Below are 14,820 nucleotides of genomic sequence, written 5' to 3' on the forward strand. Positions count from 1 at the left end.
CGGACACTGTTTCTCGACTGACCGCGTCGAGCAGCCGCGTCGCGGCCTCGCATGTCGTGACTCCCGTCTCCGCAGGTTCTGGCTTCGGCCAGCGATTCTGCGGCACTGCCGGGGTCTTGCCGCAAGCCCCCGGGTGCGATATATGTTGAAAATGGAAGGGAGTTGCTACTCCTTTCCTTTTTTCGTCCGCTATTGCTGGATAACCTCCACGTGAAGCGGCGGCGCGTACGGCTCTTGGAAATCACCACCACTGGCACCTTCCGGGGGTGCATGGTGGTAGTGGGCGTCAACGACACCTTCGAGGAGCCACAATGGCTGCGAAGTACGAGCGAATCGCCGACGATATTCGCCACCGGATCGGGACGGGAGGGCGGATTCGACGTGCCGCCGAACGTCATCAGTGGGAGAAGGACCGCGCGCTCCTCTCGGAAGCAGTCCGAAGGTCAACCGGCGCAACCGAACACGACACCGGACTGACCATCGACGATCTGGAATTCTTCGCCCACTACCAAACAATCGAAGCGGATACCGGCGTTGCCGCCGTCTTCGATGTGCCGATCGGAACGCGCATTCTGCGCCGCGACTATCGAACCCAGCTCAAGGCCGCAGGCGCCGCGGTCAGCATCAGCACGTCGTATCTGGTCTACGACGTGGTGGCGGCGAACCCGCGGCTGCTCGATGCCGGTGAGGAACCGTGGCCCGGCGGCACCCAGCATCAGCTGCGGACCGTGAATATCGAGATAGATCGCGTTGTGGAGTCCATAACCGCGCATCTACCGAACGCGACCGAGATGGAGGAGCTCGACATACCGTCCGATGTCGCGGTCTTGGTGGTCCGCAAGCAGATGATCGATACGAGAGGACGTACCGTCGAGTTCTCCGACGTCGTGCTACCCGGTGACCGCACCGAACTCGTATTCGAAACTCAGCTCAGCCGATGGGACAGGCCATGACGCAACTCATCTCTGTCATCACCCCCGCTTACCGCCCGGTCGGCGAATACCTCACAGCCGCATGGAATTCCCTTGTGTCGCAAGAACTTCCGCCCGGCTGGCAGTGGGAGTGGATCGTCCAAGAAGACGGGACAACCGGCGACGTCGCGCCATTACTCCCACCGGATCCGCGCATCAAACCGGGATTCGGTCGACGTGGCGGTCCCGGCGTCTGCCGATCCCTTGCCCTCGGCCGGTCCACCGGAACCGTGGTGAAGGTTCTCGACGCCGACGACCAGCTGACGCCCGGCACGCTCGCACGCGACATCGCCGCGCTCCAGCAGACCGGCGTCGGCTGGACCACATCGTGTGTCCTCGACCTGCTTCCGGACGGTTCCACCGTGGGATTCGAATCCGACCCGGCGGATGGACGAATCCCCTCCGGCGCCGTCCTGAAACACTGGCGCGAGCACAACTATCGCGCTCAGGTCCATCCCGCGAGTCTCTGTATACGACGGGACCTGCTCTTGGCGGTGGGCGGATGGATGGCGCTGCCGGCCTCGGAGGACACCGGCCTGCTCCTCGCCGCCGATGCGCTCAGCGACGGGTGGTTCTCGGCGGAACCCGGCCTCCTGTACCGAAAGTGGACCGGACAGGTCACCGCCCATCCCGACCACACCGAGGCCAGGGAGATCGCCGCCCGAATGGGGCTGATCGCAGAACGGGCCGACATCCTGCGCTCGACAACGGAATTCCGGCTGACACCGCTCCCGGACCGACGGCCATTGGAGCAGATGTCCTAGCTCAGTGGGGATCCCGATCGTTGTTGCGGCCGCGGTGGCGCACGTTGCCGTAATCTTCCAGATAAGCCGGGGTTGATGGGAGGACGCGACGATGACATATCCGCCGGGCGGGCAGCCACCATACGGAGAGCCGCAGCAGCCGGGTTATGGGCAGCCGTATCCGCAGCAGGGTGGGCAGGGCTATCCGCAGCAAGGGGGCTATCCGCCGCCCGGTGGGCAGGGCTATCCGCCGCCACCGGGGTATCAGCCGCCACAGGGGTATCAGCCGCAGGGTGGTCCGGGCGGATATCCGCCGGGTTACCAGGGCTATCAGCCGCCGAAGAAGCGCAGGACGGGGCTGATCGTCGGGCTGTTGGTGTTGGTGCTGGTGATCGCGGGTGCGGTGGCCGCGGGCGTGGTGCTCACCGTGCAGGGAAAGACGCCGCTCGCCTCGGACGAGAAGAAGATCGAGGTGGCGATCCACGACTTCTACGACACACTCGGATCACATGGTTTCGCCGCCGCGGCGGCCAAGGCGTGCGCGGCCGATCGCGCGGAGTTCGACACACTGACCGAAGAGCAGAAGAAGGAATTCGATTCCGCCAAGGTCGAGGTCAAGATCGACAAGATCGCCGACATCGTCGTCACCGGCGACCGGGCCACTGCCAAGATCACCGGCAAACTCACGCTGACGATTCCCGGCGAGACCCCCGATACCGACACCGGCACCACCGAGCACCTGCGCAAGGAAGACGGGAAGTGGAAGGTCTGTTCGGCGGAGTCGGGTAAGAACTGACGTAATCTCGTCGAATGAGCTGCTGCGGACCGTCGCGTCGGACCTTCCTCAGCGCCATCGGACTGGCCGCGATGACCGTACTCGCGGCCCCGGGTTCGGTTCGGGCCCAACCGAATCCGCTCTTGGCGACCGATCTGGAGGTCGTGACGGTCACCGATCGATCGGTGATTCTCACCTGGACGACGGTGGCCCCGGATCCGAGCGGACGACTGCTGCCGGTCGATACCGATGCCGAGGTGCGCCTGGGTCCGGCGGACTCGCCAATGGCTCCGGCGACGGTCTACGCCGAGGACGAGCGCACCCCGTTCCACTACGCCGAAATCGACGGCCTCGAACCGGGTCGCAGCTACCGATTCGAGGCCTGGTCGAACGGCGCCCGGGCCGCGCCGGCCCTCTCGCTGACCACCCTCACCCCCGGAAGTCCGGAAACCACCGGCGAATTCACCACCCTGACACCGCCGCCGGGCCGCCCGCTGCGCACCCTCGCCCTCGCCAACGACGTGCACTACGGCGAACAGGTCAGCGGTCTCATCGTCAACAACCTGCCGCCGGGCTTCCGGCAGGAAACCGACCTGCCGCCCTATCCGGAAGTGATGCTGGCCGCACTGCTCGATGATCTGCGCCGCCCCGACCGCGGCGCCGACACACTGCTCATCGCGGGCGATCTCACCGCCGAAGCACGACCGGAGGAATCGCGCGCGGTCCGCACGCACCTGGACACCTGGGGCGCGCAGGGCCGCGACTACTTGGTCGTGCGCGGCAACCACGACCGACCACACGCCGGATCGGAATATCAGGGCTGCCGCGCAGCGTCCGCGGGTCATCACGACTGCTGGGCCGACAAGTTCAATCCCGGGCAGCAACTGATCGAGCACGAGGTGGGCGGCCTGCGGCTACTCGGCCTGGACACCAGCGAGCTCGACGGTTCGGGCGGCAGCATCGAACGCCCGCAATTCGACCGGCTCGGCGAACTGCTTCGCACAGATCCGGATCGCCCGACGCTGGTATTCGGCCACCACCCGGTGACCGCCGAATCCGGTTCGACCAATACCGCCGGGCCGCGTTTCGTCCTCAATCGTCCCGACAGCCTCGAACTACAGACGCTATACGAACGCGCACCCGGAGTATTTCTGCAGCACAGCGGCCATACCCACCGCAACCGTCGCACCCGTCCGGATACCGGCTGCGCGGTCGAATTCCTGGAAGTGGCGGCGGTCAAGGAGTATCCGGGCGGCTATAGCCTGCTGCGGCTGTACGAGGGCGGTTACATGATCAACTTCTACAAAACCCGCACCGCGGCCGCGCGCCGCTGGAGTGCGACGACCCGAGGCGAATACTTCGGGCTGCTGCCGGATTACACGCTCGGCACCTTCGCCGACCGCAATCACGTTGTGCTGCGGGACTTCTCGGGTCTGACCTGACCCGCGCGGAAATTCACCGCGGCCGCGGCCGTACCGATACCATCCGCGCACGTCGGACGCGGTATCTTGCTTAGGTAAGCCTCATCATATGAAGTGAAACCTTGCACGTGTCGGAAGGACTCGAACATGTCGATCAGATGGAAATCGATTTCCGCAGCGCTGGCCGTCGCCGTCACGGCGCTCGGCGTGGCGGCCTGCTCGAATTCCTCGGACGACAAGAACGAGATCACCGTCTACAACGCCCAGCACGAATCCCTCACCAAGGAGTGGGTGGCGGCGTTCACCAAGGAGACCGGCATCAAGGTCACGCTGCGCCAGGGCGGTGACACCGCGCTGGGCAACCAGCTGGTCGCCGAGGGCGCCGCCTCCCCGGCCGATGTCTTCCTCACCGAGAACTCCCCCGCCATGGCGCTGGTCGAGAATGCCGGACTGTTCGCCGACGTGGACAACAAGACCCTGGACCAGGTGCCAGCGCAGTTCCGTCCATCCACCGGCAAGTGGACCGGAATCGCCGCCCGCTCAACGGTTTTCGTCTACAACAAGGATAAGGTCGCGGCCGATCAGCTGCCCGCATCGCTGCTCGATCTGGCGCAGCCGCAGTGGAAGGGCCGCTGGGGCGCCGGCGTTTCCGGCGCCGACTTCCAGGCCATCGTCGCGGGTCTGCTCGCGCTCGAGGGCGAGGACGCCACCAAGGCCTGGCTCAAGGGCATGAAGGACAACGCCACCGCGTTCCCGAACAATGTCGCCACCATGAAGGCGGTCAACTCCGGCCAGCCCGACGGCGGTGTGATCTACCACTACTACTGGTACCGCGACCAGGCCAACACCAAGGAGAGCAGCAACAACACCGGACTGCACTACTTCAAGAACCAGGATCCGGGCGCCTTCGTCTCGGTTTCCGGTGGCGGCGTGCTGAAGTCGAGCAAGAAGCAGGAGTCGGCGCAGAAGTTCCTGGCGTTCATCACCGCCAAGGCCGGACAGGAGATCCTGCGCGACGGCAACTCGTTGGAGTACCCGGTCGCCAGTGAGGTCGCGGCCAATCCGGCGCTGCCGCCGCTGGCCTCGCTGCAGGCACCCGCAGTCGACCCGAGCAAGCTCGACGCCAAAAAGGTGACGGCACTCATGACCGAGGCGGGTCTGCTCTAGTCATGGCCGTTCGGACCGCTGTCGCCGCACCCCGGGTCGGGAGACCGGGGCCCCTCGTCACGACCGTCGCGCTGCTACTGGTGGCGGCGACGTTCGTGCCGCTCGGCTACATCGTGTCCACCGTCTTCTCGACCGGCCTGCACGAGGCGGCCGACCTGGTGTTCCGCCCGAGAGTCGGTGACCTGCTGCGCAATACGGCCGGGCTGGTGTTCGTCACCGTGCCCATCTGTGTGGTGCTCGGCGTCGGGCTGGCCTGGGTTGTCGAGCGGACGAATGTGCCGGGCGCGCCGTGGTGGGGGCCGGTCTTCGCGGCGCCGCTGGCCGTGCCCGCGTTCGTGAACAGCTACGGCTGGATCAGCGTCTTCCCGACCATGCACGGGCTGTGGGCCGGTGTGGTGATTTCCACGATGTCGTATTTCCCGCTGGTGTACCTGCCCGCGGCGGCCACGCTGCGCCGCCTCGACCCGGCGGTGGAGGAATCGGCGCGGGCACTGGGCTCCGGTCCAGTCGCGGTGTTCACCCGAATCGTATTGCCGCAGTTGCGATTGGCCATCCTCGGCGGCGGGTTGCTCATCTCGCTGCATCTGCTCGCCGAATACGGCGCGTTCGTGATGATCCGCTTCGACACCTTCACCACCGCGATCTTCGAGCAGTACCAATCCAGCTTCGCCGGTCCGGCGGGCAGCATGTTGGCGGGTGTGCTGGTGCTGTGCTGTCTGGTGCTGCTCGCCGGCGAGGCGGGGGCGCGTGGTAAGGCGCGCTACGCCAGGATCGGCAGCGGTGCACCGCGTGCCGCGGCTCGGGTTGCGTTGGGGCCGAGCACGATTCCGGTGCTGCTTGTTTTGGCGGCTGTTGTCGCCGGCTCGATCGGGGTGCCGCTGTGGACCATCGTGCGCTGGCTGCGCATCGGCGGTGCACAGGTCTGGGATCTCTCCGAGATCGGCACGGCGCTCGGACAGACCATCGGACTCGCGGCGCTGGCCGCGGCGCTCACCACGCTGTGCGCGTTCCCGGTGGCCTGGATCGCGGTGCGCTCCACATCGGCATTCGCCCGAATTGTGGAGGGCGCCAACTACATCACGAGCTCGCTGCCCGGCATCGTGATCGCATTGGCGATGGTGACCGTCACGATTCGGTGGGCGCCGCCGCTCTATCAGACGGTATCCATGGTCGTCGCCGCGTACGTGCTGATGTTCCTGCCGCGGGCGCTGGTCAGTGTGCGCGCCGGACTGGCGCAGGTGCCGGTCGGGCTGGAGGAGGTGTCGCGCTCGCTCGGACAGTCCGGTCCGGCCACCTTCCTGCGCGTCACACTGCGGCTGACCGCTCCGGCCGCGGCCGCGGCGGGGGCACTGGTCTTCGTGGCCGTTGCGACCGAGTTGACCGCGACATTGCTGTTGGCGCCCAGCGGAACTCGCACACTAGCGATGCGATTCTGGTCGCTGTCGGGCGAATTGGATTACGCCGCGGCCGCGCCCTACGCACTTATCATGATCGTCGCCGCGGTGCCGGTGACCTATCTGCTGTTCACCCAATCCAGGAAGGCGGCTGGGTTATGAGTCGGCTTGTCGTGGACGACGTTTCGAAGACGTTCGGCCATAACCAAGTGCTGGGCGGAATCAGTCTGGAAGTGCCCGACGGGAGTTCGACCGCGGTGGTCGGCTCGTCGGGTTGCGGTAAGACCACCCTGCTGCGGGTGATCGCCGGATTCGAGGCCCCGGACGCGGGTTCGGTCGCCATCGGCGCGGAAACCGTGACCCGCGACCGCTTTTCGGTGCCGCCGCAGCGGCGGAATGTCGGTTACGTCGCGCAGGACGGTGCGCTTTTCCCGCATCTGACCGTCGGCCAGAACATCGCCTATGGCCTGCGCAGTGGATTCTGCGGTCTGCGCCGTGGCAAGAATCGGGTGAACGAACTGCTGGAGATGGTTTCGCTCGATCCGTCCTACGCCGACCGTCGCCCCCATCAACTCTCCGGCGGCCAGCAGCAGCGCGTCGCCCTCGCCCGCGCCCTGGCCCGCAAACCCGACGTCATGCTGCTCGATGAGCCGTTCAGCGCACTCGACGCCGGACTGCGCGCCACCACCAGGCAGGCCGTGGCCGAGACGCTGCGCGCGGCGGGTATGACCAGCATTTTGGTCACCCATGACCAGGAGGAAGCGCTGTGCTTCGCCGAGCAGGTCGCGGTTATGCGCCAGGGTGTGTTCACCCAGGTCGGCGCTCCGGAAGAGGTTTACGCGGCGCCCGCCGACCTGTTCACCGCCAAGTTCCTGGGTGATTGTGTGTTGCTCGACGCGGTGGTCGACGGTGATGCGGCCAAGTGCGCGCTCGGCCGGATTCCGGTGCAGAAGTCCGCGTCATCCGGGCCGGCGACGATCATGATCCGGCCGGAACAGCTTGTGGCGCATGTGGTTTCGGATGGCGAGCCGAGCAGTGGAATCGTGTGCGATGTGGAATTCCGCGGGGCGGATGTGATGCTGACCATCGCACTCGACGGGGACACCGATCCGGTCCGTGTGCGCCGGGCCAGTGTCGCCGCGCCGACCGCGGGTCAGCGTGTCCATCTGGAGGTGCTCGGCACCGCCGTGGCCTTCGAAGGGGCCTGAACCACGGACACCCGGCTCGGTGGTGGCGTATCACCGAGCCGGGCACCCATGTGGCGCACCCCGCCTTGGAGCGAGCGGCGGGAATTGAACCCGCGTAAACGGCTTTGCAGACCGTTGCCTCAACCACTCAGCCACGCCCGCCTCGCCATGAATATTGCCGTCGCCCCATCGAATTGCCCACGGTTGCACTCACTGTGATCCGAACCGATGATCGAACCATCGCACTGCCGGTTCGACAGATCGCAACAACTGATTTCAAAGGGACATGGGTAACTCATCGGGTACGCCCAAACCTCGGCCAGGCACTGGACCGCCGGTCCGCAATGCGACTTTCGTGGCACGCACCGGTCGGTTGAAGATCCGGAGAGGCGAGCGAGCATGCAATGATCGAAACCATGTCACGGCCACGCCCACTCCCATTGGATCCGATCGAGGAGGCCCACCGTCAGTGGGTCGGGCACGGCTGGGGCGATGTCGCCGACGGAATGGCGGCGGTGACGTCGTTGGTGCGGGCCCAGCAAATCGTGATGGCGCGGGTGGACGAGGCTCTCAAACCCACCGGTCTGACCTTCTCCCGATATGAACTTCTCATGTTGCTATCTTTCAGTAAGACGGGTGGGCTACCCATGGCGAAGGCCAGCGCGCGCCTGCAGGTGCACCCGACCAGCGTGACGAATACCGTCGATCGGCTCGAGGCCGCGAAGCTCGTCGAGCGCGTGCCACACCCCAGCGATCGACGGGCCACTCTTATCGAAATCACCAATGCCGGAAGGGAATTGGTTGCGCAGGCAACCGAAGAACTCAACGCGAAAGTCTTCGCCGTCCCCGGACTTCCGCCGGATCGGCTGCACACTTTGTTGCAGTTGCTCGCCGAGTTTCGGCATGCGGCAGGCGACTTCGACACCGGTGGCGAACCGGCCCGCTGGTCGGCGCACGAGCAGTAGCGAATCATCCGAACCGGTCGGTCTTTACAGGGCTCGGACCACCTCCCGGTAACGGTCTGGCATCCAACTAGCGAATTGCCCGCCCCGTCGTCTTGGCAGCAGACCCGAAAGGGTCCACCATGGAAACCATGGTGCTGGTCCTGGGGGTATCGGCGGGCGCTGGTGGTGCTCGGGCGATGCTGACGCATTCCGATCAGCCGCATCTCCCCCCGATTGATCGATGCCAGGTGCCGCGTCGGGCGGGTGGTGGGGTCGAGGAACCGGTCTTCGAGGCGATCCGTCAGATGCGCGCGGCCGCCGACCGGCGCGACGAACTGATCACCGCAACCGCCGTGACCTGTCGCTGCCCGCTGCACGCCGACGCCATCCGCGCCACCGCTGGCCGCACCCGGCTCACCATCGTCGACGAACCGCTGGCCCAGCTGCGCTATCTGCGCTTCACCGGTCGCCTGCCCACCAGCGGCTCGGTAATCCTCTACGACCTGGGCAGTTCCGGTCTGACCATCACCCACGCCGACTGCCGCACCGACGCCATCCTGTCCAGCAAGCGCAGCACGGTACTCGGCGGCGACGGCTACGACGCACTGCTGCGCTGGCAGCTCGCCCGCGGCGGAGTGCTCACCGACAAGCTCACCAGCCGTAAGCACCGCGAAGAACTCAGCAGCGCCCGGGTGATCACCGCCATGGACGCCAGCTCCGGCGGGCGCGCGGTGGTCACCCGCAGCGACCTCGCCGAACTGTGCGCCGCTGGCATCCACCATTCGGCCTCGTTCGTCCGCCAAACGATCGAGGAAACCGGCGTCCAGCCGGAAGCGCTGGTCCTGCTCGGCGGCTGCACCCGCAACCCGAGCATCCGCGAAGAACTGGCCGAAATGATCGAACTCCCGGTCATTTACGACTCCGAGCCGGAGTGCGTCTCGGCCCGCGGCGCGGTGCTACTCGCCGCCGAACGCCGCACCGGCGATGTGCGCATGGCGCGCCTGCGCAGCGGAGCGCTGAGGGGTTCATTTATGCCGAACACCAGCGACCGCCGCAAACTCATTGCCGCCGTCGCGGTTACGGTCGCATTGGGCGCAACAATCGCTGGCCTGCTGGCCATGGACCACACCACCGCTCAGCCGCCGGATGGTGGTAACTCGCCGACTCCCGTCGAGATCGCAGGAATCCCGGCGAGACCGCACAACTGAGCCGTCTGCCCTGGTCGGAGCCGAAGGATGTTTCGGAAAGTCGCGAAATTCGGCGGCTCGGACGTCGGCCGTCGGGGGTGCCGCTTTAAGGAGTCTGCAAGCCATTGTTAGGGCGCTTGATGAATTGTGGACGCAATCGGTCAAGTGATCTTGGAGGTATGAATGGCGTTCGCAACCTCGTGGCAGATGCTCGAGACGTCGGCTGCGGTGCTCAAGTCGCGTAAGGAGTTGGCGGTTTTTCCGGCGCTGTCGGCGGTGGCGAGCATTGTGGTGGCCGTCACGTTCCTGGTGCCGATCTTTACCAGTCATTCCTGGGACAAGTCGTCGACGACTACCTATGTTTTGTTCGGGCTGATGTATCTGGTCTCGGCGTTCGTCACGATTTTCTTCAATGCGGCATTGATCTCGCAGGCGAATGTCGCGTTGCAGGGTGGGGATCCCAGCGTCGCGGACGGGCTCCGGGCGGCGGGCGCGCGGTCGCCGCAGATTCTGCTGTGGGCCGCGATTTCGGCGACGGTGTCGCAGGCATTGCGGTGGCTGCAGGATCGGGTTCCGTTTCTCGGGGTGATTCTGGCCGCGATTGCCGGGACCGCATGGGAGGTGATCACTTTTCTGGTGCTGCCGAAGATTGTGCTGGAGGATCGTAATGTTGTCGCCGCGGTAAAGGATTCGTCGACGGCGTTGAAGCGGACCTGGGGGGAGAATTTGGTCGGCAATGCCGGGCTCGGACTGTTCTCCGTGCTGTTCGCGCTGCCGGGCATTCTGGTGATGTTCGTGGGGTTCGCGATGTTCGCCACGGGCGCTGGGGCCGGGCTGGCGGTGGCCGCGCTCGGCATTGCGTGGCTCATCGTGACCGCAGTTGTCGTATCCGCGCTGTCCGGCATCTACCAGACGGCGCTGTACCGATACACCGTCGATGGCACCGCCCCGGTCGCCTTCGCTACGGCGGATCTGTCGCAGTCGTTCCGCAAGCGGCGCTGACATCAACCGAAAACAACTGTGCCCGACCGAGATCCACTCGGCCGGGCACAGCGCTTGCTCGTATACCTCAGTGCTGGAGGGTGTCAGCGGTTGGTGAACTTCGCCGGACGCTTCTCCACGAAGGCGCTCATGCCTTCCTTCTGATCCTCGATTGCGAAGAGCGAGTGGAAGACTCGACGTTCGAAGCGCAGGCCCTCGGAAAGGGTGGTTTCGAAGGAGCGGTTCACCGCCTCCTTGGCGATCATGGTGACTGGCAGCGACATCGACGCGATGGTTTCGGCGACCTCGAGTGCGGTGTCGAGCAGTTCGGCGGCGGGGACGATGCGGGAGACGAGTCCGGCGCGCTCGGCCTCCTCGGCGTCCATATTGCGGCCGGTGAGCACCAGATCCATGGCCTTGGCCTTGCCGATGGCGCGGGTCAGGCGCTGCGAGCCGCCGATGCCGGGGATGACGCCGAGCTGGATCTCCGGCTGGCCGAATTTGGCGTTATCGGCGGCGAGCAGGATGTCGCAGATCATGGCCAGCTCACAGCCACCGCCGAGGGCGTATCCGGCGACGGCGGCGATGGTCGGCTTGCGGAACTGCGCCAGCCGGTCCCAGCGGGCGAAGTAGTCGTTCATGAACATGTCCATGTACGACTTGGGCTGCATCTCCTTGATGTCGGCACCGGCCGCGAAGGCCCGCTCCGAACCGGTGATGACGATGGCGCCGATCGCGTCGTCGTGCTCGAGTTCGTCGAGCGCGGCGATGACATCGTCGAGGACCTGCGCATTCAGCGCGTTCAGCGCCTTCGGGCGGTTCAGCGTGATCCAGCCGACCCGGCCCTTGCGCTCCAGCAGAATCGTCTCGAAGTCGGGCCCTCCCGTCGCCCGACCGCCACCCCCCACGGAATCGCTTTGCGATGCTTGCATCTTTAGGCACCCTCTTGATCGGAACGGTCACGGATATCGGTGACAATAGCCGAGAAGTCCTTACCCGCCTGTGCCTGGTTGAAGCGGGTATAGATCTCGGCGGCGAGCACGCCGAGTTGCCCGTCGACGCCGTTATCGCGCAGGGCATTCGCGGCCAGGCCCAGGTCCTTGGTCATCAGCGCGGTGGCGAAACCGGGCTGGTAGTCGTTATTGGCCGGGCTGGTGGGCACCGGTCCGGGGACCGGGCAGTAGCTGGTCAGCGCCCAACTCTGGCCGGAGGCGGTGGAGACCACATCGAAGAAGGACTGGTGGCTCAGGCCCAGCTTCTCGCCCAGCACCAGCGCCTCGGACAGGCCGATCATCGAGATGCCGAGCAGCATGTTGTTGCAGATCTTCGCGGCCTGGCCGACGCCGGAGCCGCCGCAGTGCACAACCTTGCCGCCCATCACCTGGAGCACGTCGAGTCCAGCGGCGAAATCGGACTCGCTGCCGCCGACCATGAAGGTCAGCGTGCCCGCGGTGGCGCCCGCGACACCGCCGGAGACCGGCGCGTCCAGCGCGCGATGGCCGGCATCGCCGGCGAGTACGGCGGCCGCCTTGGCGTCGGCGACGTCGATGGTGGAGCAGTCGATGAACAGGGTGCCGGGGTCGGCGGCGGGCAGCAGCTCGGCGTAGACGTCGAGGACCAGCTTGCCGTTGGGCAGCATGGTGATCACGACATCGCGGCCCGCGGCGGCCGTGGCGGCCGAATCCACCACGGTGGCACCGTCTTTGCGCGCCTGCTCCTGTGCGGCGGGGACCGGGTCGAAGGCGAGTACGTCATAGCCGGCCTTGACCAGGTTCGCGGCCATCGGCCCGCCCATATGGCCGAGACCGAGGAAACCGATCTTCTTCGTCACTTGCTTGCCTCCGGTGTTGTCTGGTCGCTCGGCTGCTGCAATCGCAATTCCTTATCGCCCAATTCGGCGAAATAGGCGTCGACCTGGGCCGCGGTGACATCGGCGAGCGTCGCGGGCGACCACTGCGGATTGCGGTCCTTATCGATCACCTGCGCGCGAATGCCTTCGACCAGATCGTGCGAGGCCAGCGAGGCAATCGACACCCGGTACTCCTCGTTCAGCACCGCCTCCAGGCTCGTCGCGGCACGGGCGGCACGCAGTGAACGCAATGTCACCTTCAGCGCCACAGGCGATTTGGCGAGCAGTTCGGTGGCTGCCTTCGCGGCCTCCGGCGATCCGTGCGACCGCAACCGGCCGACGATCTCCTCGACCGTATCCGCGCTGTAGCAGGCATCGATCCAGTCTCGCTGGCCGATGAGATCGGATTCCGGTGCGTCCGTGGCGAATTTGGCGATGGCGATCTCGGCGGTCTCGGTCCGCAGGGTATCCAGCAGTGCCGGAATATCTTCCGAGGCGAGGTAATAGTCGGCGAAGCCCGCCGCGATGGCGTCACCGGCGGTCATCCGCGCGGTGGTCAGTGCGACGTGCGTGCCGATTTCACCCGGGGTGCGGGCGAGCAGGTAGGTGCCGCCGACATCGGGGATGAAGCCGATGCCGACCTCCGGCATGCCGATCTTGGAGCGTTCGGTCACGATGCGGTGGCTACCGTGGCCGGAAAGCCCGACACCGCCGCCCATCACGATGCCGTCCATGACCACGACATACGGCTTCGGGTATCGGCCGATCAACGCGTTGAGCACATACTCGTCGCGCCAGAAAACGCCGGTGGCCGAATCCGCGGTGGTGGCACCGCTTTTGGCGTCATTGTGAATGGCGACGATATCGCCGCCCGCGCACAGCCCGCGCTCCCCCGCACCGGTGACGACCACTGTGCGAACCTCGTCGTCATCCAGCCACGCCTGCAGTGCGGCGGTAATGGTCAGGGCCATCGGATGATTCAGCGCATTGATGGCCTTGGGCCGGTTCAACGTGATCAGACCGAGTCCGTCGCGCTTATCGATGACAACTTCGGACTCGTTCATGCTGCTCCTACCACCGAGCGGGCGACGACCACCCGCATGATTTCGTTGGTGCCCTCCAGAATCTGGTGCACCCGCAGATCGCGGACGATCTTCTCCACCCCGTATTCGGCCAGATAGCCGTACCCGCCGTGCAACTGCAGCGCCTTGTTGGCGACCTCGAATCCGGCATCGGTCGCGAATCGCTTTGCCATGGCGCACAATTCGACCTTGTCGTCGGCGTCCGCGTCCAGCGCCGCCGCGGCCCGCCACAGCAGGGTCCGCGCCGCCTCCAGTGCGGTGCGCATATCCGCGAGCTGGAATTGCAGTGCCGGGTTGTCCAGCAGTCGGCCGCCGAAGGCCCTGCGCTCGGCCAGATATGCCACCGACTTGTCCAGCGCCGACTGGCCGCCGCCGAGCGAGCAGGCGGCGATATTGAGCCTGCCGCCATTGAGCCCGTTCATGGCGATACGGAAGCCATTGCCCGGTACGCCGAGCATATTGGCGGCGGGCACCCGGGCGTTGTCCAGAATCACCTGGCGGGTGGGCTGCGCATTCCAGCCCATCTTCTTCTCATTGGCGCCGAAGGAGATTCCCGGGGTATCGGCGGGCACGATGAATGCCGAGATGCCCCGGGCACCCGCATCGCCGGTGCGCGCCATGATGACGTACACGTCGGTGCTGCCTGCGCCGGAGATGAATTGCTTTACCCCGGTGAGCAAATAGTCGTCACCGTCGCGAACGGCCTTGGTGCTCAGGGCCGCAGCATCCGATCCGACGCCCGGCTCGGTGAGTGCGTAGCTGCCGAGCCATTCCATCGAGGCCAGCCGGGGCAGCCAGTGATTGCGCTGCTCCTCGTTGCCGTAGCTGTCGATCATCCACGAAACCATGTTGTGGATGGAGATATACGCCGCGATGGCCGGACAGCCGGTGGCCAGCTGCTCGAAGATGCGCACAGCGTCGAGCCTGCGCAGCCCGGAGCCGCCGACATCCTCGCCGATGTAGATGCCCCCCATGCCGAGCGACCCCGCCTTGCGCAGCACATCCACCGGAAAGTGCTTCTGCTCATCCCATTCCAGGGCATTCGGGGCGAGGTATTCCTCGGCGAAATCGCGCGCCGTCTCGGCGATGGCGCGCTCGTCGTCATCCAGTACGAACACG

14 protein-coding genes and 1 tRNA gene are annotated in these 14,820 nt (G+C 65.8%); 10 read left to right on the top strand and 5 right to left on the bottom strand.

Annotation, left to right across the window (positions count from 1 at the left end; translation table 11 throughout):
• The first annotated feature begins 311 nt into the window (after positions 1-311).
• The 7 genes from ACHQ4I_RS37595 to ACHQ4I_RS37625 all read left to right on the top strand — a co-directional run bounded on the left by ACHQ4I_RS37595 (position 312) and on the right by ACHQ4I_RS37625 (position 7,679).
• Positions 312-953 carry a UTRA domain-containing protein gene (locus ACHQ4I_RS37595; protein ID WP_420776687.1) on the top strand — a complete coding sequence of 214 codons (642 nt, stop codon included), beginning with the start codon at positions 312-314 and terminating at the stop codon, positions 951-953.
• Positions 950-1,735, top strand: a complete 786-nt coding sequence (locus ACHQ4I_RS37600; RefSeq protein WP_420776688.1) for a glycosyltransferase family 2 protein — start codon at positions 950-952, stop codon at positions 1,733-1,735. Before ACHQ4I_RS37595 ends, ACHQ4I_RS37600 begins: the two co-directional genes overlap by 4 nt.
• 91 nt (positions 1,736-1,826) lie before the next feature.
• A complete protein-coding gene (locus ACHQ4I_RS37605) occupies positions 1,827-2,510 on the top strand; it encodes an Rv0361 family membrane protein (RefSeq protein WP_420776689.1) in 684 nt (227 codons plus the stop codon).
• Positions 2,511-2,524: 14 nt separating this feature from the next.
• A complete protein-coding gene (locus tag ACHQ4I_RS37610) occupies positions 2,525-3,931 on the top strand; it encodes a metallophosphoesterase (protein ID WP_420776690.1) in 1,407 nt (468 codons plus the stop codon).
• Between the two features lie 126 nt (positions 3,932-4,057).
• Positions 4,058-5,077 (top strand): iron ABC transporter substrate-binding protein, encoded by a 1,020-nt coding sequence (locus ACHQ4I_RS37615; protein WP_420776691.1) that lies wholly within the window; start codon positions 4,058-4,060, stop codon positions 5,075-5,077.
• 2 nt (positions 5,078-5,079) lie between these two features.
• The gene (locus tag ACHQ4I_RS37620; protein ID WP_420776692.1) at positions 5,080-6,633 is read left to right on the top strand and encodes an ABC transporter permease; all 1,554 of its coding nucleotides are present in this window, start codon (positions 5,080-5,082) and stop codon (positions 6,631-6,633) included.
• On the top strand, positions 6,630-7,679 hold the full coding sequence (locus ACHQ4I_RS37625) for an ABC transporter ATP-binding protein (protein ID WP_420776693.1): 1,050 nt from the start codon (positions 6,630-6,632) through the stop codon (positions 7,677-7,679). The genes ACHQ4I_RS37620 and ACHQ4I_RS37625 overlap by 4 nt, the downstream gene beginning before the upstream one ends.
• A 66-nt stretch (positions 7,680-7,745) precedes the next feature.
• Here ACHQ4I_RS37625 and ACHQ4I_RS37630 read toward each other — a convergent pair.
• Positions 7,746-7,820: transfer RNA gene (locus tag ACHQ4I_RS37630), tRNA-Cys, on the bottom strand.
• Between the two features lie 254 nt (positions 7,821-8,074).
• Here ACHQ4I_RS37630 and ACHQ4I_RS37635 point away from each other — a divergent pair.
• The 3 genes from ACHQ4I_RS37635 to ACHQ4I_RS37645 all read left to right on the top strand — a co-directional run bounded on the left by ACHQ4I_RS37635 (position 8,075) and on the right by ACHQ4I_RS37645 (position 10,791).
• The gene (locus ACHQ4I_RS37635) at positions 8,075-8,623 is read left to right on the top strand and encodes a MarR family winged helix-turn-helix transcriptional regulator (RefSeq protein ID WP_420776694.1); all 549 of its coding nucleotides are present in this window, start codon (positions 8,075-8,077) and stop codon (positions 8,621-8,623) included.
• 119 nt (positions 8,624-8,742) lie between these two features.
• On the top strand, positions 8,743-9,810 hold the full coding sequence (locus tag ACHQ4I_RS37640) for an Hsp70 family protein (RefSeq protein WP_420776695.1): 1,068 nt from the start codon (positions 8,743-8,745) through the stop codon (positions 9,808-9,810).
• Between the two features lie 162 nt (positions 9,811-9,972).
• Positions 9,973-10,791: a DUF6159 family protein gene (locus ACHQ4I_RS37645; protein ID WP_420776696.1), complete on the top strand. Its 819-nt coding sequence runs from the start codon at positions 9,973-9,975 to the stop codon at positions 10,789-10,791.
• 83 nt (positions 10,792-10,874) lie between these two features.
• On the opposite strand, the gene ACHQ4I_RS37650 is transcribed toward ACHQ4I_RS37645, so the two are convergent.
• From ACHQ4I_RS37650 to ACHQ4I_RS37665, 4 genes are read right to left on the bottom strand one after another with little or no spacing between them, the layout of a single operon-like run.
• A complete protein-coding gene (locus ACHQ4I_RS37650; RefSeq protein ID WP_420776697.1) occupies positions 10,875-11,702 on the bottom strand; it encodes an enoyl-CoA hydratase in 828 nt (275 codons plus the stop codon).
• Positions 11,703-11,704: 2 nt separating this feature from the next.
• Entirely contained in the window at positions 11,705-12,601 is an 897-nt protein-coding gene (gene mmsB / locus ACHQ4I_RS37655) for a 3-hydroxyisobutyrate dehydrogenase (RefSeq protein ID WP_420776698.1), read from the bottom strand.
• The gene (locus ACHQ4I_RS37660) at positions 12,598-13,683 is read right to left on the bottom strand and encodes an enoyl-CoA hydratase/isomerase family protein (RefSeq protein ID WP_420776699.1); all 1,086 of its coding nucleotides are present in this window, start codon (positions 13,681-13,683) and stop codon (positions 12,598-12,600) included. The genes mmsB and ACHQ4I_RS37660 overlap by 4 nt, the downstream gene beginning before the upstream one ends.
• Entirely contained in the window at positions 13,680-14,819 is a 1,140-nt protein-coding gene (locus ACHQ4I_RS37665; RefSeq protein ID WP_420776700.1) for an acyl-CoA dehydrogenase family protein, read from the bottom strand. The genes ACHQ4I_RS37660 and ACHQ4I_RS37665 overlap by 4 nt, the downstream gene beginning before the upstream one ends.
• Position 14,820: the final 1 nt, after the last annotated feature.

Origin of the sequence: Nocardia nepalensis (assembly GCF_048910785.1) — a bacterium.
GTDB classification, from domain to species: domain Bacteria; phylum Actinomycetota; class Actinomycetes; order Mycobacteriales; family Mycobacteriaceae; genus Nocardia; species Nocardia nepalensis.

Coding starts and splice junctions, on each gene's coding strand:
- ACHQ4I_RS37595 (WP_420776687.1), top strand. CDS start 312: ATGGCTGCGAAGTACGAGCGAATCGCCGACGATATTCGCCACCGGATC.
- ACHQ4I_RS37600 (WP_420776688.1), top strand. CDS start 950: ATGACGCAACTCATCTCTGTCATCACCCCCGCTTACCGCCCGGTCGGC.
- ACHQ4I_RS37605 (WP_420776689.1), top strand. CDS start 1,827: ATGACATATCCGCCGGGCGGGCAGCCACCATACGGAGAGCCGCAGCAG.
- ACHQ4I_RS37610 (WP_420776690.1), top strand. CDS start 2,525: ATGAGCTGCTGCGGACCGTCGCGTCGGACCTTCCTCAGCGCCATCGGA.
- ACHQ4I_RS37615 (WP_420776691.1), top strand. CDS start 4,058: ATGTCGATCAGATGGAAATCGATTTCCGCAGCGCTGGCCGTCGCCGTC.
- ACHQ4I_RS37620 (WP_420776692.1), top strand. CDS start 5,080: ATGGCCGTTCGGACCGCTGTCGCCGCACCCCGGGTCGGGAGACCGGGG.
- ACHQ4I_RS37625 (WP_420776693.1), top strand. CDS start 6,630: ATGAGTCGGCTTGTCGTGGACGACGTTTCGAAGACGTTCGGCCATAAC.
- ACHQ4I_RS37635 (WP_420776694.1), top strand. CDS start 8,075: ATGTCACGGCCACGCCCACTCCCATTGGATCCGATCGAGGAGGCCCAC.
- ACHQ4I_RS37640 (WP_420776695.1), top strand. CDS start 8,743: ATGGAAACCATGGTGCTGGTCCTGGGGGTATCGGCGGGCGCTGGTGGT.
- ACHQ4I_RS37645 (WP_420776696.1), top strand. CDS start 9,973: ATGGCGTTCGCAACCTCGTGGCAGATGCTCGAGACGTCGGCTGCGGTG.
- ACHQ4I_RS37650 (WP_420776697.1), bottom strand. CDS start 11,702: ATGCAAGCATCGCAAAGCGATTCCGTGGGGGGTGGCGGTCGGGCGACG.
- ACHQ4I_RS37660 (WP_420776699.1), bottom strand. CDS start 13,683: ATGAACGAGTCCGAAGTTGTCATCGATAAGCGCGACGGACTCGGTCTG.